Source organism: Ramlibacter tataouinensis (genome assembly GCF_027941915.1).
Lineage (GTDB): Bacteria > Pseudomonadota > Gammaproteobacteria > Burkholderiales > Burkholderiaceae_C > Ramlibacter > Ramlibacter tataouinensis_C.
In genome coordinates this window covers 2,670,134-2,688,255 of sequence record NZ_CP116009.1, presented here as the reverse complement: position 1 = coordinate 2,688,255, position 18,122 = coordinate 2,670,134, and the positions used below count along the sequence as shown (strand labels likewise).

General features: G+C 70.9%; 20 protein-coding genes. 10 read left to right on the top strand and 10 right to left on the bottom strand.

Going from position 1 to position 18,122, the window contains the following annotated elements; translation table 11 throughout:
* The first annotated feature begins 26 nt into the window (after positions 1 to 26).
* The gene (locus tag PE066_RS12750) at positions 27 to 752 is read left to right on the top strand and encodes a response regulator (protein WP_271232912.1); all 726 of its coding nucleotides are present in this window, start codon (positions 27 to 29) and stop codon (positions 750 to 752) included.
* 95 nt (positions 753 to 847) lie between these two features.
* On the top strand, positions 848 to 1,252 hold the full coding sequence (locus PE066_RS12745) for an HIT family protein (protein WP_271232911.1): 405 nt from the start codon (positions 848 to 850) through the stop codon (positions 1,250 to 1,252).
* 25 nt (positions 1,253 to 1,277) lie between these two features.
* Here PE066_RS12745 and PE066_RS12740 read toward each other — a convergent pair whose 3' ends face one another.
* A complete protein-coding gene (locus tag PE066_RS12740) occupies positions 1,278 to 2,081 on the bottom strand; it encodes an exodeoxyribonuclease III (protein WP_271232910.1) in 804 nt (267 codons plus the stop codon).
* Here PE066_RS12740 and pyrE point away from each other — a divergent pair.
* Positions 2,080 to 2,760, top strand: a complete 681-nt coding sequence (gene pyrE / locus PE066_RS12735; protein WP_271232909.1) for an orotate phosphoribosyltransferase — start codon at positions 2,080 to 2,082, stop codon at positions 2,758 to 2,760. The genes PE066_RS12740 and pyrE overlap by 2 nt on opposite strands.
* A 67-nt stretch (positions 2,761 to 2,827) precedes the next feature.
* Here pyrE and PE066_RS12730 read toward each other — a convergent pair whose 3' ends face one another.
* Entirely contained in the window at positions 2,828 to 3,343 is a 516-nt protein-coding gene (locus PE066_RS12730; RefSeq protein ID WP_271232908.1) for a hypothetical protein, read from the bottom strand.
* A 181-nt stretch (positions 3,344 to 3,524) separates the two neighbouring features.
* On the opposite strand from PE066_RS12730, the gene PE066_RS12725 reads away from it, so the two are divergent.
* Positions 3,525 to 4,568 (top strand): NAD(P)H-dependent flavin oxidoreductase, encoded by a 1,044-nt coding sequence (locus PE066_RS12725; protein WP_271232907.1) that lies wholly within the window; start codon positions 3,525 to 3,527, stop codon positions 4,566 to 4,568.
* 10 nt (positions 4,569 to 4,578) lie between these two features.
* Here PE066_RS12725 and PE066_RS12720 read toward each other — a convergent pair whose 3' ends face one another.
* The gene (locus PE066_RS12720) at positions 4,579 to 5,130 is read right to left on the bottom strand and encodes a DUF488 domain-containing protein (RefSeq protein ID WP_271232906.1); all 552 of its coding nucleotides are present in this window, start codon (positions 5,128 to 5,130) and stop codon (positions 4,579 to 4,581) included.
* A gap of 52 nt (positions 5,131 to 5,182) precedes the next feature.
* The gene (locus tag PE066_RS12715) at positions 5,183 to 5,854 is read right to left on the bottom strand and encodes a FadR/GntR family transcriptional regulator (RefSeq protein WP_271232905.1); all 672 of its coding nucleotides are present in this window, start codon (positions 5,852 to 5,854) and stop codon (positions 5,183 to 5,185) included.
* A gap of 140 nt (positions 5,855 to 5,994) precedes the next feature.
* Here PE066_RS12715 and PE066_RS12710 point away from each other — a divergent pair, with 140 nt between their 5' ends.
* Positions 5,995 to 6,867, top strand: coding sequence for a fumarylacetoacetate hydrolase family protein (locus tag PE066_RS12710; protein WP_271232904.1), 873 nt, complete (start codon positions 5,995 to 5,997; stop codon positions 6,865 to 6,867).
* Positions 6,868 to 6,901: 34 nt separating this feature from the next.
* Positions 6,902 to 7,885 carry a Bug family tripartite tricarboxylate transporter substrate binding protein gene (locus PE066_RS12705; protein ID WP_271232903.1) on the top strand — a complete coding sequence of 328 codons (984 nt, stop codon included), beginning with the start codon at positions 6,902 to 6,904 and terminating at the stop codon, positions 7,883 to 7,885.
* Positions 7,886 to 7,978: 93 nt separating this feature from the next.
* On the opposite strand, the gene gatB is transcribed toward PE066_RS12705, so the two are convergent.
* Genes gatB through gatC form a run of 3 tightly spaced genes read right to left on the bottom strand, consistent with a single transcriptional unit; the run spans position 7,979 to position 11,186 of the window.
* Complete coding sequence (gene gatB, locus PE066_RS12700; protein ID WP_271232902.1) at positions 7,979 to 9,424, bottom strand: Asp-tRNA(Asn)/Glu-tRNA(Gln) amidotransferase subunit GatB; 1,446 nt, start codon at positions 9,422 to 9,424, stop codon at positions 7,979 to 7,981.
* Positions 9,421 to 10,890, bottom strand: coding sequence for an Asp-tRNA(Asn)/Glu-tRNA(Gln) amidotransferase subunit GatA (gatA, locus tag PE066_RS12695; protein ID WP_271232901.1), 1,470 nt, complete (start codon positions 10,888 to 10,890; stop codon positions 9,421 to 9,423). Before gatA ends, gatB begins: the two co-directional genes overlap by 4 nt.
* Positions 10,887 to 11,186, bottom strand: coding sequence for an Asp-tRNA(Asn)/Glu-tRNA(Gln) amidotransferase subunit GatC (gene gatC / locus PE066_RS12690; protein WP_271232900.1), 300 nt, complete (start codon positions 11,184 to 11,186; stop codon positions 10,887 to 10,889). Before gatC ends, gatA begins: the two co-directional genes overlap by 4 nt.
* 147 nt (positions 11,187 to 11,333) lie before the next feature.
* Here gatC and PE066_RS12685 point away from each other — a divergent pair, with 147 nt between their 5' ends.
* From PE066_RS12685 to mrdA, 4 genes are all read left to right on the top strand, one after another.
* Positions 11,334 to 12,377: a rod shape-determining protein gene (locus tag PE066_RS12685; protein ID WP_271232899.1), complete on the top strand. Its 1,044-nt coding sequence runs from the start codon at positions 11,334 to 11,336 to the stop codon at positions 12,375 to 12,377.
* A 20-nt stretch (positions 12,378 to 12,397) separates the two neighbouring features.
* Positions 12,398 to 13,321, top strand: a complete 924-nt coding sequence (gene mreC / locus PE066_RS12680; protein WP_271232898.1) for a rod shape-determining protein MreC — start codon at positions 12,398 to 12,400, stop codon at positions 13,319 to 13,321.
* Positions 13,318 to 13,836 carry a rod shape-determining protein MreD gene (gene mreD / locus PE066_RS12675; RefSeq protein ID WP_271232897.1) on the top strand — a complete coding sequence of 173 codons (519 nt, stop codon included), beginning with the start codon at positions 13,318 to 13,320 and terminating at the stop codon, positions 13,834 to 13,836. The genes mreC and mreD overlap by 4 nt, the downstream gene beginning before the upstream one ends.
* A 220-nt stretch (positions 13,837 to 14,056) precedes the next feature.
* On the top strand, positions 14,057 to 16,147 hold the full coding sequence (gene mrdA / locus PE066_RS12670) for a penicillin-binding protein 2 (RefSeq protein WP_271232896.1): 2,091 nt from the start codon (positions 14,057 to 14,059) through the stop codon (positions 16,145 to 16,147).
* On the opposite strand, the gene PE066_RS12665 is transcribed toward mrdA, so the two are convergent.
* The 3 genes from PE066_RS12665 to PE066_RS12655 all read right to left on the bottom strand — a co-directional run bounded on the left by PE066_RS12665 (position 16,144) and on the right by PE066_RS12655 (position 18,100).
* Complete coding sequence (locus tag PE066_RS12665; RefSeq protein WP_271232895.1) at positions 16,144 to 16,521, bottom strand: hypothetical protein; 378 nt, start codon at positions 16,519 to 16,521, stop codon at positions 16,144 to 16,146. The genes mrdA and PE066_RS12665 overlap by 4 nt on opposite strands.
* 86 nt (positions 16,522 to 16,607) lie before the next feature.
* Complete coding sequence (locus tag PE066_RS12660; protein ID WP_271232894.1) at positions 16,608 to 17,651, bottom strand: YheT family hydrolase; 1,044 nt, start codon at positions 17,649 to 17,651, stop codon at positions 16,608 to 16,610.
* Complete coding sequence (locus PE066_RS12655) at positions 17,651 to 18,100, bottom strand: YybH family protein (protein ID WP_271236570.1); 450 nt, start codon at positions 18,098 to 18,100, stop codon at positions 17,651 to 17,653. Before PE066_RS12655 ends, PE066_RS12660 begins: the two co-directional genes overlap by 1 nt.
* Positions 18,101 to 18,122 lie beyond the last annotated feature (22 nt).

Here is an 18,122-nt window from a genome sequence, read left to right as displayed (position 1 = left end):
GGCCGCTGCGGGAAAATTCCGGCGCCATGGACGCGCGCAACCGTTTGCTCGTGGTGGACGACGACCCGTCGGTGCGGGCGATGCTGCACGACTACCTCGAAGGCCACGGCTTCGACGTGGACGAGGCGGGCAGCGGACCGCAGATGCGCCGGCAGCTGGAGCACCACCTGCCGGACGCCGTCCTGCTGGACATCCGGCTGCCCGGCGAGGACGGGCTGGCGCTGGCGCGCTACCTGCGCGAACACTACGACCTCGGCCTGATCATGGTCACCGCCTCGGGCGACGTGGTCGACCGCGTGGTGGGGCTGGAGATCGGCGCCGACGACTACATCGCCAAGCCGTTCGACATGCGCGAGCTGCTGGCCCGCCTCAAGAGCGTGCTGCGGCGGCTGCAGGCCAGGCCGACCGCCGCGGCCGTCTCCGGCATCGCGACCCGGGCGGGCGGGCGGCAGCGCTTCGGCCGCTGCGAGATCGACGTCGAATCGCACCGCCTGTTCGAGCTCGGCGGCGGCGAGATCCCGATCACGCCGATGGAGTTCGAGCTCCTCACGACCTTCCTGGCCAACCCGAACCGGGTGCTCACGCGCGACCAGCTGCTGATGCGCACGCGCAACCGCGAATCGGGCCCGTTCGACCGCTCGATCGACATCCGCATCGGCCGCCTGCGCCGCAAGGTGGAGCCCGATCCCGGCGGCGAGCCGCGCTGCATCCGCACGGTGCGCAACGCCGGCTACATGTTCGTCCCCGGCTGAGGCCCGGCAGGAGGAATGGCCTTGCCCGCATGGCCGGCACGGCGGCGCGGGCCTGCCCGAGAATCGGGTCTCCTTGGCCTGCACGGGAGCCCCGCTTGGAACCGACCATCTTCACCCGCATCCTCCGGCGCGAAGTGCCGGCGGCGATCGTGTACGAAGACGAACTGACCTTCGCCTTCATGGACGCGGGCCAGCTCAACCCCGGTCACGTGCTGGTGGCCACGCGGCAGCCGGCCGAGACCCTGCTCGACATCGACGAGGACACGGCCGCCGCGCTGTTCCGCACCGTGCACCGGGTCGCGAAGGCGGTGCACGCCGCCTTCCAGCCGGAAGGCCTGACCATCCTGCAGGCCAACAAGGCGTCGGGCTGGCAGACCGTGCCGCACCTGCACGTGCACGTGCTGCCGCGCCATGCCGATGACGGGGTCGGGCTGGTGTGGCCGCGCAAGAATCCATCGATCGACGAGCTGCGGCAGCTCGCCGCGAAGATCCGGCTCTGAGCCTGCCCTGACGCGTTGCGCCGGGCTACATCTTCAACTCGTACTCCACCGTCACCGGCGCGTGGTCGGAGAACTTCTCGGCGCGGTAGATCTCCTCGCGCCGGGCCGTGACGGCGACGTTGGGCGTGGCCAGGTGGTAGTCCAGCCGCCAGCCGACGTTGTTGGCATAGGCCTGGCCGCGGTTGCTCCACCACGTGTAGCTCTCGCCGGTGGTGTGCGGCTGCAGGTGGCGGTAGACATCGACCACGCGGTGCTGCTCCAGCAGCTTGGTCATCCAGGCCCGCTCCTCCGGCAGGAAGCCGCTGTTCTTCTGGTTGCTGCGCCAGTTCTTCAGGTCCTGCTCCTTGTGCGCGATGTTGACGTCGCCGCACAGCACGAATTCGCGCTCGCCCTTCAGGCGCAGCAGATGCGGCTCGAACTCGGCCAGGAAGCGGAACTTGGCCTGCTGGCGCTCCTCGCCCGAGGAGCCGCTGGGGAAGTAGGCGCTGATGACGGAGAACTTGCGCTGCGGCGTGTCGAAGCGCAGTTCGACGTAGCGGCCCTCGGCATCGAACTCCTCGGAGCCGAAGCCGGTGATCACGTCGGTCGGTTCGTGCCGGCTGTACGCCGCCACGCCCGAGTAGCCCTTCTTCTGGGCGAAATGGAAGTGGCCCTTCAGGCCGGCCAGCTCCTCGAAGCGGCCCTGCACGTCGGGCGCCTGGGCCTTGACCTCCTGCACGCAAATACAATCCGGCTTCGCCTGCGCCAGCCATTGCTCCACGCCCTTGTTCGCGGCGGAACGGATGCCGTTGAGGTTGAGGCTGGTGAGCTTGAACAAGGAATTTCCCATGGTGGCAGCGCGCGGCCAGGACGCCCTGGCGCAGGAGTTCGTGCAATTTGCGGTGGAAGCCGGCGTGCTGCGCTTCGGCGAGTTCAGGACCAAGGCCGGTCGCCTGTCGCCCTACTTCTTCAATGCGGGGCTGTTCGACGACGGCGCCAAGCTCGGCCGGCTGGCGCAATTCTATGCACGCCGCATCCTGGCTTCGGGCATCGAGTTCGACATGCTGTTCGGGCCGGCCTACAAGGGCATCCCGCTGGCGGCGGCGGTCGCGATCGAGCTGGCGCGCGCCGGGCGCAACGTGCCCTACGCCTACAACCGCAAGGAAGCCAAGGACCACGGGGAGGGCGGCCACCTGGTCGGCGCGCCGGTGCGCGGCCGGGTGCTGATCGTCGACGACGTGATGTCGGCCGGCACCGCCGCGCGCGAATCGATCGCGCTGATCCGCGCCGCCGGCGCCACGCCGCATGCGGTGGCGATCGCGCTGGACCGCCAGGAGAAGGCGACCGAGGATGGCCGAGACGTCGCGCACAGCGCCGTGCAGTACGTGCGCGGCCAGCTCGGCCTGCAGGTGTGCGCGATCGCGGAGCTGGCCGACCTGCTGGCCTATCTGGAGCAGCACGCCGGCGGCGAACTCGGCGCGCATTACGCCCGGGTGCTGGCGTACCGGGAGCAATACGGGGTCGACTGACGCCGGCCGGCATCCGGCCGGTGCAGCCCGCGCCGGCCCGCCATGGGCGGTCAGCCCCGCCGTGCGATCAGTGCGGCTTCTGTGCCGCCATCGGTGCCGTGAACATCTGCTGCCAGGCCTGCGCCATCGGGGCGGCCGCGTTCATGGCCGCACCGACGGCCTGCGCGGCCGCGCTCGCGGCCTGCGTGGCCGCATCCTGCTCGCGCGGCTCTGCCCGGCTGAGCCCATCGCTGCCGGCCCTGGTGCCGGCCTGCAGCAGCTCCTGCAGGTAGCGCATCGACTCCTGGAAGTCGTAGGCGAGCAGGTTGGCCTGCACCGACATCAACTCCAGCGGCGTCTCGGCCTTGCGCAGGTTCTCCGCCGCCTGCCGGTGCAGCAGCGAAGCGCGCTGCGTCATGTGCAATTGCGCCTGCTGCACGGACTCTCCGGCTCGCAGCAGCGTGGCCCACAAGTCGGCTGCCAGCGCCAGTTGCTGGCGTGCCATGTCGGCTGCCGCCGCGGCGCCGGACGTCAGGGCACCTCGGGCCACGCGGGCCGCGTCGTCGGTCGAGCTGTTCTGTGCACGCCTGGATTGGGTGGCCATCCGGATTTCTCCTTTCATTGCGAAGCGGCCCAATGTAGCCAGCGGATCGCCCGGTTCGTGCTCGGCAATCAACTGTTGCAGCCGGAGCCGCGCACGGCCGGCCGCGCGCCCAGTCCCCGTGCCGGCGGTAGCGCCACGGCGCCGCCGCTACCATGGCCGCTTCGCACACCAGGAGCGCGCCATGACCACCCTCCAGCAACTGCTGGGCACCGAGCTGCCCATCGTCCAGGCGCCGATGGCCGGCGTGCAGGGCAGCGCGCTGGCCATCGCGGTCTCCAATGCCGGCGGACTCGGTTCGCTGCCCTGCGCCATGCTCGCACCCGACGCGCTGCGCAAGGAGCTGGAGACGATCCGGTCGCAGACGGACCAGCCCTTCAACGTCAACTTCTTCGCCCACACCGCGCCCGCCGCCGACGAGCCGCGCGAGGCGGGCTGGCACCGGGCGCTGGCGCCGTATTTCAGCGAACTCGGGCTGGATCCCGGCGCGATCCCGCGCGGGCCAGGCCGGCTGCCGTTCGGCCCGGAGGCGGCGGACCTGCTGGCGGAATTCCGCCCGCCCGTGGTCAGCTTCCATTTCGGCCTGCCCTCGCCCGAGCTGCTGCAGCGCGTGCGCGGCTGGGGCGCCAAGGTGCTGTCATCGGCCACCACCGTGGCAGAGGCGCTGTGGCTGCAGGAGCGCGGCGTCGACGCGGTCATCGCCCAGGGGCTGGAAGCGGGCGGGCATCGCGGCATGTTCCTGACCGACGACGTCGCCACCCAGGTCGGCACCTTCGCCCTGGTGCGGGAGGTCGCGCAGGCCGTGCGCGTGCCGGTCATCGCCGCCGGCGGCATTGCCGATGCGCAGGGTGTCGCTGCGGCCCTGGCGCTGGGCGCCGCCGGCGTGCAGGTCGGCACGGCCTACCTGCTGTGTCCCGAATGCACGACCACGTCGCTGCACCGCACGGCGCTGAAGAGCGAAGCGGCGCGCACCACGGTGGTCACCAACGTCTTCACCGGCCGGCCGGCGCGCGGCATCGTCAACCGGGTGATCCGCGAACTGGGCCCGATCAGCGCGGCGGCCCCGGCGTTCCCGCAAGCGGCGCCGGCCATGGGGCTGCTGCGCGCCCGGGCCGAAGCCCAGGGCCGCAGCGACTTCTCGCCGCTGTGGGCCGGGCAGAACACCGGCGGCTGCCGCGAGGTGCCGGCCGCGCAGCTCACCCGGGAGCTGGCACGCGGCCTGGCGTGAAGCGGCGCGATCAGCAGCAGCCGCGCCGCGACAGCGGCTCGCCTTCCAGCGAATAGACCAGCTCGCCGCCCCGCACCCGCGCCGGCGGCGTGTAGGGATGGGGGCTGGCCTTGTGCTCGTCCAGGATGTGCGTCACCGCCATGCCGCTGAACAGCAGCACGTCCGCGATCAGGCCGCGGTGGCAGCGCCACCAAACGAGCTCCGAGCACATCATCGCGGTGCGGCAGGCCGCGGCCATGTGCAGCAGTTCGTCCAGCCCCTCGGCGAACTCCGGCGTCGCCAGGTGGTCGGCGTAGGCACGGAACGAGTCGTTGCGCCAGGCGACGTTGGGCGAGGCCGGGTCGGGCTTGCGCCGGCCGCCGAGCTTGTGCAGCCAGGCGTAGGAGATGCCGTGGGCTTGCAGCGAGGCCGCCAGCGCCTCGCTGCCGAACTGCGGGTGCTTGCGCGAGCCCGGGAAGCGCCGCACATCGGCCACCGCCTCGATCTTCCAGGCCTGGAGCAGCAACAGGAATTCCTGCGCCGAGCGGTTCGAGTGGCCGAGGGTCCAGACTTCAAGGGGCACCGCTGCACTGTAGTGCGGAACGGCATCCGCGTGTCGTGGCGCGCGGCTCCGTTCAGGACCCGAACAGGTTCCGGCGCACGTGCTCCAGGTGCGCAAGTGCGGCCGAGCGGGCCTGCTCGAGGTCGCGCGCCTTGAGGGCCTGCACCAGGCGTCGATGCTCCCGCTGGTACTCCTGGCGACGCTCGGGCGTGACGCTGCGCCGCTTCAGGGCGCCCCACTCGGTCTGGGCCCGGGCCTGGTTCATCAGGCGGAACACGCCGGTGACGAAGCTGTTGCGCGTCGCGCCGGCGATCACCTCGTGCAGCAGCCCGTCCCAGTGCTCGAACTCCTCGAGCGTCTGCGCGGCCTCCGCCCGCTCGCAGCATTCGTCCATGCGCTCGAAGTCGGCGGCGGTGGCCTGGGCCACCACCAGTTCGAGCACCGCCGGCTCCAGGGTGATGCGGGCCTCCATCAGTTCGGCCGGGCTGGTCTGGACCGCCGCCGGCCGCACGGCCGGCAGGGTGCGGATCACGGCATCGGCGCCCTCGGTCACGTAGGTGCCGCTGCCCACCGTCTGCTCGATCAGGCCCAGCCCGCGCAGGTCCTGCAGCACCTTGCGCACCGAACCGCGGCTGAGGGTGAACTGGTCGCTCAGGCTGCGCTCGGGCGGCAACCGGTCGCCGGCGCGCCAGCGGCCGGCGCGCAGGTTGTCGAGGATGAATTCGCGAAGGCTACCGGCTTTCATACCAATCAGTACCAATTCCGGCAGACCCCAGCCATATCGCAACTCCTTGTCGGATATCGCTGGATGCACGTGCGCCGATGCGTGTAGGATAAAGGATGTTGGTCCAAATGGACCATTTTTAACCAATCAGGAGTTTTTTCGTGCGCATCGCCACCTTTATCCATGAAGGGCGCCGCCAGGTGGGCATTGTCTCGCCCGACGGCCAGCAGGTCACGCCGTTGCAGTTGTCGCCGGAGCAGGCGCGCCAGGGCGCGCTGCCCCTGGTGGAGGCCGCGGCCCGGGGCGAGCCGATGCCGGCACCGGCCGGCGCCGCGCTGCCGCTGTCGGCGGTGACCCTCGAGGCCCCGCTGCCGCTGCCGCGTCGCAACCTGTGGTGCGTGGGCCGCAACTACCATGCGCACGCGCAGGAGCTGGCCGGATCGGTCTTCAAGGGCAGCAACGCCAACCCGATGGAGTGGCCGATCGTGTTCACCAAGGTGCCCGAGTGCGTGGTCGGCCCGGCCGACCCGGTGGCGCTGCCGGGCGACGCGGTTTCCGCCCAGATCGACTACGAGGCCGAACTGGCCCTGGTGATCGGCAAGGGCGGCAAGAACATCGCCCGGGCCGACGCCCTGTCGCACGTGTTCGGCTACACCATCGTCAACGACGTGACGGCGCGCGACGTGCAGATGCGCCACCAGCAGTGGGACATGGGCAAGTCGTTCGACACCTTCTGCCCCATGGGCCCGTGGATCGTCACGGCCGACGAGCTCGACGGCACGCGCACCCGCGTGCGCTGCTGGGTCAACGGCGAGCTGCGGCAGGACGCCGAGACCGTGAACCTGATCTTCGACATCCCGACCCTGATCGAGACCGTCTCGCGCGGCATCACGCTCTATCCCGGCGACGTGATCGCCACCGGCACCCCCGCCGGCGTGGGCATGGGATTCAACCCGCCGCGCTACCTGCGCAGTGGGGACGTGGTGCGCATCGAGATCGACGGGATCGGCTCGATCGAGAACCGATTCGAGTGACAGCCCCCTTTTCCATTTGACCCGAGGAGACACCATGAGAACCCTTGTTACCGGCTTCAGGTTCGCGGTCGTGGCCGCTTTGTGCATGGCCGGCACGACCGCGATGGCCCAGTCGGCCGACTTTCCCAGCCGTCCCGTGAAGATGGTCGTGCCCTTCCCGCCGGGCGGGCTCGCCGACACCGTCGCCCGGCCGGTGGCCGAGGCGATGTCGCGCGAGCTGGGCCAGCCGGTGGTCATCGAGAACAAGGGCGGCGCCGGCGGCGCCATCGGCATGGCCCAGGTGGCCAAGTCCGCGCCGGACGGCTACACGGTGCTGATGGCGCTGTCCTCGCTGACGGTGCTGCCGGAAGCCGACGCGATCCTGGGCCGCCAGACCACGTTCACGGTCCGCTCGCTGCGGCCGATCGCGCGCTTCACGGCCGACCCCACGGTGCTGGCCGTGCGCGCCGACGCGCCGTGGAAGACCGCGAAGGACTTCGTCGAGGACGCACGCAAGCGCCCGGGCGCGATCAACTACGGGTCCTCGGGCAACTACGGCACCATGCACGTGCCGATGGAGATCCTGGCCCAGAACGCCGGCGTCCGGATGACGCACGTGCCCTTCACCGGCGCCGGGCCGGCCGTCGTCGCCCTGCTGGGCGGCCAGGTCGACGCGCTGTCCACCGGGCCGGCCACGGTGCTGCAGCACGTCAAGGCGGGCAAGGTGCGCGTGCTGGCCCACTGGGGCCAGGCGCGGCTGGAAACCCTGCCCGAGGTGCCGGCGCTGAAGGACATCGGCTATGGCGCCGAATACGCGCAGTGGTCCGGCCTGTTCGCCCCGGCCGACACGCCCGAGCCGGTCGTGCAGCGCCTGCGCGCGGCGGCCAAGGCGGCCGCCAACGATCCCAAGGTCAAGCAGGTGATCCTCGGCGCCGGCAGCCCGGTGCTGTACCAGGACACGCCCGACTTCGAGAAGTACGTGCAGGACGATGCCCGCCGGATGGCGGACGTCGTCAAGAAGATCGGCAAGGTGGAGTAAGCCGGGCCGGCTTGGAGGCAACCGGCCGGGCCGCGCAAGGCCCGGCCATTGCCGGGGCCGCGCGGCCCGCAGGCCGCCCCGCTGCCGCGGCGTTCAGCCCTGCAGCTTCCGGCGCAGCAGCTCGTTGACCTGCTGCGGGTTGGCCTTGCCCTTGGTGGCCTTCATGGCCTGGCCGACCAGGGCGTTGAAGGCCCTGTCCTTGCCGGCCTTGAACTGGGCGACGTTGTCGGGGTTGGCGGCGATGATGCCGTCGAGGATCTGCTCCAGCTCGCCGGCGTCGTTCATCTGCCGCAGGCCCTTGGCCTCGATCAGCGCATCGACGTCCTGGCCCTCGCCGCTCCACAGCGCGTCGAACACCTGCCGGCCGGCGCTGTTGGAGATGGTGCCGTCGGCGATCCGGCCGACCAGCGCGGCCAGCGTGGCGGCCGGCACCGGCGCCTGCTCGATGGGCATCTCCTGCGCGTTCAGCCGGCGCGAGACCTCGCCCATGATCCAGTTGCTGGCCAGCTTGGGCTGGCCGCTGGCCTTCGCCGCCGCTTCGAAGTAGGCGGCCATCGCCGGGCTTTGCGTCAGCGTGGTGGCGTCGTACTCGGGCAGACCGTAGCCGGCGACGAAGCGCGCGGCCATGGCGCGCGGCAGCTCCGGCATCGAGCCGCGCACCTGCTCGACCCATTCGCTCGCCACCACCAGCGGCGGCAGGTCCGGGTCGGGGAAGTAGCGGTAGTCGGCCGCGTCCTCCTTGGTGCGCATGGCGCGCGTCTCGCCGGTGTCGGGGTCGAACAGCACGGTGGCCTGCTGGATCGCGCGGCCCTCCTCCAGCTCCTCGATCTGCCAGCGGATCTCGTAGTCGATCGCCTGCTGCATGAAGCGGAAGCTGTTGAGGTTCTTGATCTCGCGCCGGGTGCCCAGCGGCCCGCCTGGCCTGCGCACCGACACGTTGGCGTCGCAGCGGAAGCTGCCTTCCTGCATGTTGCCGTCGCAGATGCCGATCCAGGTGACGATCTTGTGCAGCTCCTTGGCGTAGGCGACCGCCTCGGCGGTGGAGCGCATGTCCGGCTCGGTGACGATCTCCAGCAGCGGCGTGCCGGCGCGGTTCAGGTCGATGCCGGTCTGGCCGACGAAGTCCTCGTGCAGCGACTTGCCCGCGTCTTCCTCCAGGTGGGCCCGCACCAGGCGCACCGAGCGCTTCTCGTCGCCGAGCCAGAACTCGACGACGCCGCCCTGCACCACCGGGATCTCGTACTGGCTGATCTGGTAGCCCTTGGGCAGGTCCGGGTAGAAGTAGTTCTTGCGCGCGAACACGCTGCGCGGCGCGATGTGCGCACCGACCGCCAGGCCGAACGCGATGGCGCGCTCGACCGCGCCCTGGTTCATCACCGGCAGCGTGCCGGGCAGCGCCAGGTCGACGGCGCTGGCCTGCGTGTTCGGCTCGGCGCCGAAGTCGGTCGGCGCGCGGCTGAAGATCTTGGAGCGGGTGGACAGCTGGGCGTGGGTCTCGAAGCCGATCACCACTTCCCAGCCTTGCACGAGCGGGCTCATTGCAGGCCCTCCGGCTGCTTCAGGTGGAAATCCGTGGCCTGCTGGAAGGCATGGGCGGCGCCCAGCAGCCGGCCTTCCTGGAACCAGTTGCCGATCAACTGCAGCCCCACCGGCATGCCGCCGGCGCCGAAGCCGCAGGGCACGCTCATGCCCGGCAGGCCGGCCAGCGAGGCCGGCAGGGTGAAGATGTCGGCCAGGTAGTCGGCCAGCGGATCGCTGCCGTGCTCGCCCAGCTTCCAGGCCACCGTCGGCGCGGCCGGGCCGGCGATCACGTCGCACTCGGCGAACGCGCGCCTAAAGTCGTCGGCGATCATCCGGCGCACCTTCTGCGCCTGCAGGTAGTAGGCGTCGTAGTAGCCGTGCGACAGCACGTAGGTGCCCACCATGATGCGGCGCTTGACCTCCTGGCCGAAGCCCTCGGCGCGGCTCTTCTTGTACATGTCGAGCAGGTCGGCGTACTGCCCGGCGCGGTGGCCGAACTTGACGCCGTCGAAGCGCGACAGGTTGGACGAGGCTTCGGCCGGCGCGATGATGTAGTAGACGGGGATCGACAGCTCGGTGCGCGGCAGCGAGATCTCCACCCGGCGCGCACCCAGCTTCTCGTATTGCTGCAGGGCGGCGTCGATGGCGGCGCGCACGTCCGGCGCCAGGCCTTCGCCGAAGAACTCTTTGGGCACGCCGATGCGCAGGCCCTGCAGCGAGCCGCCCAGCGCCTGCGTGAAGTCCTCGGCCGGCACGTCGAGCGAGGTGGAGTCGCGGTCCGGGTCGGGCCCGCACATGGCCGACAGCAGCAGCGCGCAGTCCTCGGCGCTGCGCGCCATCGGGCCGGCCTGGTCCAGGCTGGAGGCGTAGGCGATCATCCCGTAGCGCGAGGCGCGCCCGTAGGTCGGCTTGATGCCGGTGATGCCGCAGAACGAGGCCGGCTGGCGGATCGAGCCGCCGGTGTCGGTGCCGGTGGCGGCCGGCGCCAGGCGCGCGGCCACTGCCGCGGCGCTGCCGCCCGAGGAGCCGCCCGGGATGCGGCTCGCGTCCCACGGGTTCTTCACCGGGCCGTAGGCCGAGTTCTCGTTGGACGAGCCCATGGCGAACTCGTCGCAATTGAGCTTGCCCAGCGTGACCATGCCGGCTTCGGCCAGCTTGCGCACCACGGTGGCGTCGAACGGCGAGCGGTAGCCGGCCAGCATCTTCGAGCCGGCGGTGGTCGGGAAGTCGCGCGTGACGAAGATGTCCTTGTGCGCCACCGGCACGCCCAGCAGCGGCGCGCCGTCGCCGGCGGCGAGGCGCTGGTCGGCGGCGCGGGCCTGCGCCAGCGTCACTTCGGGATCGATGGCCAGGAAGGCGCCCAGGCTGCCGTGGGTTTCGCCGCGCGCCAGGAAGTGCTGCGCGACTTCAAGGGCGGAGACGTCCTTGGACTTCAGCCGGCGGGCCAGTTCGGCCACCGGCAGTTCATGCAGCTCGGCCCTCATTCGATCACCTTCGGCACCAGGAACAGGCCGCGCTCGACCGCCGGGGCGCTGCGCTGGTTGGCCTCGCGCTGGTCGGTCTCGCTCGCCACGTCCTCGCGCAGCCGGAGCTGCACGTCCTGGAACGCCGCGACCGGGTGCGCGAGCGGCTCGATCCCCGTGGTATCCACAGCCTGCATCGCCTCCACGATGGAAAAGAAGCCATTGATCTGGGTGAGCATGCGCTCGCTCTCGGCGGGCTGCATCTCCAGCCGCGCGAGATGCGCGATGCGGTGGATGTCGTCGGGGGTCAGGGCCATGGCGCGATGCGGCGGGAAACGGAATGTAAGCGCGACAGTCAGGGCGCCGCGCCGGACAGTTATTCACAGGGGATCAGTTATTATCCCGCCTTTGGCGCACGGCCCCTCCGCGGGGCCGCTTTCGTAGAAGAAAGAGGATTCCCCCCCATGTTCGGAGCGTTCCGTCGGTACCTGTCAACCGATCTGGCCATTGACCTGGGCACCGCCAACACGCTGATCTTCGTGATGGACAAGGGGATCGTGCTGGACGAGCCGTCGGTCGTGGCGATCCGCCACGAGGGCGGCCCCCAGGGCAAGAAGACCATCCAGGCCGTCGGCCACGAAGCCAAGGCCATGCTGGGCAAGGTGCCGGGCAACATCGAGGCGATCCGCCCGATGAAGGACGGCGTGATCGCCGACTTCACCGTCACCGAGCAGATGCTCAAGCAGTTCATCAAGATGGTGCACCCGCGCTCCATCCTGAAGCCCAGCCCGCGCATCATCATCTGCGTGCCCTGCGGTTCCACCCAGGTGGAGCGGCGCGCCATCCGCGAGTCGGCGCTGGGCGCCGGCGCCGCCGAGGTCTATCTGATCGAGGAGCCGATGGCCGCCGCCATCGGCGCCGGCCTGCCGGTGAGCGAAGCGTCCGGCTCGATGGTGGTCGACATCGGCGGCGGCACCACCGAAGTCGGCGTGATCTCGCTGGGCGGCATGGTCTACAAGGGCAGCGTGCGCGTCGGCGGCGACCGCTTCGACGACGCCATCATCGCCTACATCCGCCGCAACTACGGCATGCTGATCGGCGAGCCCACCGCCGAAGCGATCAAGAAGACCATCGGCTCGGCCTTCCCCGGCAGCGAGGTCAAGGAAATCGAGGTCAAGGGCCGCAACCTGTCCGAAGGCGTGCCGCGTTCGTTCACGATCTCCTCCAACGAGATCCTGGAAGCGCTGACCGATCCGCTGAACAACATCGTGTCGGCGGTCAAGAGCGCGCTGGAGAGCACGCCGCCCGAGCTGGGCGCCGACATCGCCGAGCGCGGGATGATGCTCACCGGCGGCGGCGCGCTGCTGCGCGACCTCGATCGCCTGCTGGCCGAGGAGACCGGCCTGCCGGTGCTGGTGGCCGAAGATCCGCTGACCTGCGTGGTGCGCGGCTGCGGCATCGCACTGGAGCGCATGGAGCGCCTCGGTTCGATCTTCACCAGCGAGTAATCCCGCCTGCGGAGACAGCGATGCCGCTCGGTACGCTGGATCGAAGCCCGCCCCCCTTCTTCAAGCAGGGCCCCTCGGCCCTGTCGCGGCTGATGGTGTTCAGCGCGCTGGCGCTGTTCCTGATGGTGGCCGACACCCGCTTCGGCATCACCCAGCCGCTGCGCGCCGGGGTGGCCACCGTGCTGTACCCGGTGCAATGGCTGGCGCTGCGGCCGGTGCTGGCCGTGCGCGAGGCGGGCCACTACTTCGAGTCGCTGCGCGCCGCCCAGTCGCAGGAAGCGGCGGCGCGCGAGAAGCTGGCTCGCCAGTCGCAGCGCGCCAACCAGGTCGAGGAACTGGCGCAGGAGAACGAGCGGCTGCGCCAGCTGCTCGCGCTGCGCGAGCGCATCACCACGCCGGCGCAGGCCGCCGAGGTACTGTACGACGCCGCCGACCCCTACACCCGCAAGGTGGTGATCGACAAGGGGCTGGCCCAGGGCATCGAGGCCGGCTCGCCGGTGATCGACGAGTCCGGCGTGCTCGGCCAGGTCACCCGCGTGCACCCGCTGATCAGCGAAGTCACGCTGATCACCGACCGCGACCAGGCCATCCCGGTGCTGAACACCCGCACCGGCGCTCGCAGTGTGGCCTTCGGCGACTCCGGCGCCGGCCACGCCGGCGCGCTGGAGCTGCGCTTCATGGCCGGCAACGCCGACGTGCACGAGGGCGACCTGCTCACCACCAGCGGGGTCGACGGCATCTATCCGGCCGGCCTGCCGGTGGCCCGCGTCGGCAAGGTGGAGCGGCGCGCCGACTCGGGCTTCGCCCGCATCTACTGCGTGCCGCAGGCGCAGGTGGACGGCGCCCGCTACGTGATGGTGCTCAAGCCGGTGGCCGGGCTGCTGCCGGCGCGGCCGGCCGACCTGGCAGCGCCGCCGGCCACGGGCAAGGGAGCGCGCAAATGATCATGCGCCCGGGCCAGCAGCTGCTGCTGCCGGCCAACCCCCTGTTCATCTGGTCCAGCCTGCTGGTGGCGATGCTCGCCAACATGCTGCCGCTGGGCCGCGTCGCCTGGATGCCGGACGTGCTGGCGCTGGTGCTGGTGTTCTGGAGCGTGCACCAGCCGCTGCGGGTGGGCATCGGCGCGGCCTTCCTGTTCGGCATCGCGATGGACGTGCACCAGGCCGCCCTGCTCGGCCAGCACGCGCTGGCCTACACCACCCTGAGCTTCTTCGCCATCACCATGCACCGCCGGCTGCTCTGGTTCACCGTGCCGTCGCAGGCGGTGCAGGTGCTGCCGCTGTTCGCGGCGGCGCACGCCATCGAGCTGGCGATCCGCATGATGGCCGGCGGCATCTTCCCCGGCGCCAGCGCCCTGCTCGCCCCCGTGATCGAATCCCTGCTCTGGCCGGTGGTGAGCGTGATCCTGCTGGCGCCGCAGCGCCGGGCGCCGGATCCGGATGAGAATCGCCCCTTATGAGACTTTGCGGGACAGACCGAGAGCGGCGGGACGCCGCGTCGCTCTGTCCCCAACTGACTAGAGAGCGGGACAGACCAAGCGCGGCACAGGGTGCCGCGTTGCTCTGTCCCCAACTGACTGGAGTGGTCGAACGGCCCCCGCACAGGCGCGCAAGCGCCGTCGATCGGAGTGATCCAACGCCCACGCTCAGACGACCAAGCGCCGCCAGAAACGCCCACCCATGACCGAACTCCGCAACGTCGAAGCCGACCTCTCGCGTTTTCGCGCGCGGGTGCTCGCGGCCAGCCTGGTGGTGCTGGCCTGCTTCCTGCTGCTGGCGCTGCGGCTGGTCTACCTGCAGGTGCTGCAGCACGACGAGCTGAGCGAGCGGGCCGAGAGCAACCGCACGGCGATCGTGCCGATCGTTCCCAACCGGGGCCTCATCCTGGACCGCAACGGCATCGTGCTGGCCACCAACTACTCGGCCTACACGCTGGAGATCACGCCGTCGCGCCTGGCCGGCAGCCTGGAGGCCACCATCGAGGCGCTGGCGCAGGTGGTCGACATCCAGCCGCGCGACAAGCGGCGCTTTCGCAAGCTGCTGGACGAGACCAAGGGCTTCGAGTCGCTGCCGATCCGCACCAAGCTGACCGACGAGGAGGTGGCGCGCTTCGCCGCCCAGCGCTACCGCTTTCCGGGCGTGGAGATCAAGGCCCGCCTGTTCCGCAACTACCCCTGGGGCGACCTCGCCAGCCACGTGATCGGCTACATCGGCCGCATCAACCAGGCCGAGAAGAAGCAGATGGAGGAGTGGGAAGAGGAGGCGCAGGCCAACTACCGCGGCACCGAGTACATCGGCAAGCTGGGGGTGGAGCAGAGCCTGGAGCGGCAGCTGCACGGCACCACTGGCGTCGAGCAGGTCGAGACTTCGGCCGGCGGGCGCGCCGTGCGCAAGCTGGCCAACACGCCGGCCACGCCGGGCCATACGGTGATGCTGTCGATCGACATCAAGCTGCAGAAGCTGGTCGAGGACCTGTACGGCGAGCGGCGCGGCGCGCTGGTGGCGCTGGACCCCAAGACCGGCGAGGTGCTGGCCTTCGTCTCCAAGCCGACCTTCGACCCCAACCTGTTCGTCGACGGCATCGACACCGAGAACTGGCAGGCGCTGAACGAGTCGATCGACAAGCCGCTGCTGAACCGGGCGCTGCGCGGCACCTACCCGCCCGGCTCCACCTACAAGCCCTTCATGGCGCTGGGCGCACTGACCACCGGCAAGCGCACCGCCAACCAGGTGGTGATGGACAACGGCTCCTGGAGCTTCGGCGGCCACGTGTTCCGCAGCCACGGCGACCACGGGCTGGGGGCAGTCGACATGCACACCAGCATCGTCAGGTCGAGCAACGTCTACTACTACTCGCTGGCCAACGAGATGGGCGTGGACCTGATGCACGACTTCATGAAGCCGCTGGGCTTCGGCCAGCTGACCGGCATCGACATCTTCGGCGAGGTGCGCGGCGTGCTGCCCAGCCAGGAGTGGAAGCGCAACTACTACCGGCGGCCGGAGCAGAAGAAGTGGTACGCCGGCGAGACCATCTCGCTGGGCATCGGCCAGGGCTACAACAGCTTCACCATGCTGCAGCTGGCCCAGGCCACCGCCACGCTGGCCAACGGCGGCGTCAAGCACAAGCCGCGGCTGGTGATCGCGACCCAGGACCCGATGACGCGGGTGCGCGAGATCGTGCCGCCGGAGCCGGGCGTGGACCTGGGCTACAAGCCCGAGCACATCACCGTGGTGCGCAAGGCCATGGTGGGCGTGACCCAGGGCGGCACCGGCACCCGGGTGTTCGCCGGCGCCGGCTACGTCTCGGGCGGCAAGACCGGCACTGCCCAGGCCGTGACCATCGGCCAGAAGGAAAAGTACAACGCCGCCAAGCTGGAGGAACACCAGCGCGACCACTCGCTCTACATCGCCTTCGCGCCGGCCGAGGACCCGCAGATCGCTCTGGCGGTGGTGGTGGAGAACGCCGGCTTCGGCGCGGCTGCGGCGGCACCGATCGCGCGCCGCGTGTTCGACTACTGGCTGACGGGGCTGTACCCGAGCGAAGAGGACCTGGCGGCGGTGAGCAAGGGCCAGGGCGGCCCGCCGATGGGCAAGCCGAGGCTGGCGTCCGAGGCGGCCTGGCCACCGGCCGGATCGCGCCCGCCGCCGCTGGCGCCGCCGGGCGCGGCCGCCATGGCCGCTGCCGTGTCCGCGCCTGCCTCGGCGCCCGTCACGGCGGCGGTGCCGACCACCAGCACCGTGCCGGTGGCAGCGCCGCGCCGGCCCGGCTAATCGCCCTGGCCGGCGGCGCGGCGGCGCCACCACGCCAGCAGTGCCTGGAAGTTGCCATCGAAGCCGCGCCGCAGCAGCGCCTCGTAGCCGAGCGAGCAGGTGAACGCGCTGTCGGGGTCCAGCAACTGGCGACCGGCGGCGGCATCGCACTCGACCATCAGGCGCTTGAGGCAGTGCTCGCCGAGGGACTCGAACTGCGCGAGGCGCTCTTGCCGATGCCACAGCGCCGGCCCGTCGTAGGCCGGCCCGTCACAGCGGGAGGGCGGCGGTGCGTCGTCATCTCGCCCGATCGGCTGCGGCTGGGCCTGGCTGGCCTCCGGCAGGGCCAGGACCGCGGCAACGCCGGCCACCTGAAGCATCTGTCGCGTGTTCATGCGGACACCCCCGCGGGCGATTGCCCCAGCCGCCGAACTTGCCAGTGCGCGCGCCGGCCCCCATCGGCGAAAGGCGACGGCCCGCGTCAGCCGCCGCCCACACCGCCCCCGTGCCATCCTCCGGCGTCCAGCAGCCAGTGCCCGACGGCGTGCGGCATCGAACGCACATGGGTCGGCCAGCCGCCGGCCGGAAAGCCCACGTGGCCGCCCTGCCGCGGCTGCCACAGCGTGACCCACCCGCCCACCTCGGCCGCGCGCGGCAGGCTGGACGCCGGCACGAACGGGTCGTTGCGGGCGTTCAGCGCCAGCGCCGGGAGACGGATGCGCGCCAGGTGCGGCTTGGCCGAGGCGCGCGCCCAGTAGTCATCGGTGTTGCGGAAACCGTGCAGCGGCGCGGTGAACACGTTGTCGAAGGCGTACAGGTCGCGCGCGGCCAGCATTGCCTCGCGATCGAACAGGCCGGGGTGCTGGGCCAGCTTGCGCAGGGCCTTGGGCCGCATGCTGCGCAGGAACATGGTGGTGTAGACCAGCCGGTTGAAGCCGCGCCCGATGGCGGCGCCGCCGGCGGCCAGGTCCAGCGGCGAGCAGACCGCCGCCACCGCATCGGCCAGCCGTGCGGCCTGGCTGCCGGACTCGCCGGCCCAGCGCAGCAGCGCATTGCCGCCCAGCGACACGCCGACGGCCAGCAGCGGGCCGCGATGGCGCTCGCGCAGCCGCTGCAGGATCCAGTCCACTTCCTCGTAGTCGCCCGAGTGGTAGGCGCGCGGGCCGAGATTGATCTCGCCGCTGCAGCCACGGAAGTGCGGCACCACGTAGGCCAGTCCTTGGTCGCGCGCGAAGCCGGCGAAGGCTTCGGCGTAGTGGCTGCGCGAGGAGCCTTCGAGGCCATGGAACAGCACCAGCAGGGGGGCTGCGGCGGCCGGCGTGGGCTCGAGCCAGTCGAGGTCGACGAAGTCGCCGTCCGGGGTGTGCCAGCGCTCGCGCCGGTACTGCGGCGGCGCGCCGGCCGCGCGCTGCGCGAACAGCGCCGGCCAGATCGTCTGCAGGTTGCCGCCGGGCAGCCAGGCGGGAGCAGCGTAGCCGAACGCCCCGTCCTGCGCGATCGTTCCCCCGCCTGCCGCCGCCTGCATCAGTGCAGCACCGAGGGCGAGTCCGAGACCTCCTGGATGTCGCTGGCGGTGCCGGGGCTGGCGTGGTGCGCCACCAGGCGCCAGCCCTGCGCGGTCTTGTGGTAGATGTTGGTCGCGATCACCCAGGCGTGGCGCGGACCCTGCGGCGTGAGCACCTCCACCTTCTCCAGCAGGTTGTGCACGCAACTGGCCATCGACTCGATCTTGCGCACCCGCTCGGGCCAGGCGCGGATGCTGCCGTTGGCGAACATCGCCTCGAAGGTGGCGCGGATGGCCGCCGCGCCCACCACCCGCGGGCCGCCGGGGTGGATGCAGACGATCTCGTCCTCGTCGGCCCAGCACGCCATCAGCTTGTCGATGTCGGCGCTCTGCAGCGCGTCGTAGAACGCGGCCTCGACCTCATCGGCATCGCCCTGGAGGTTGGCCGCCTGGAGCCTGGACTTGCGCATGTCCGGGCGATTGTGCATGGAT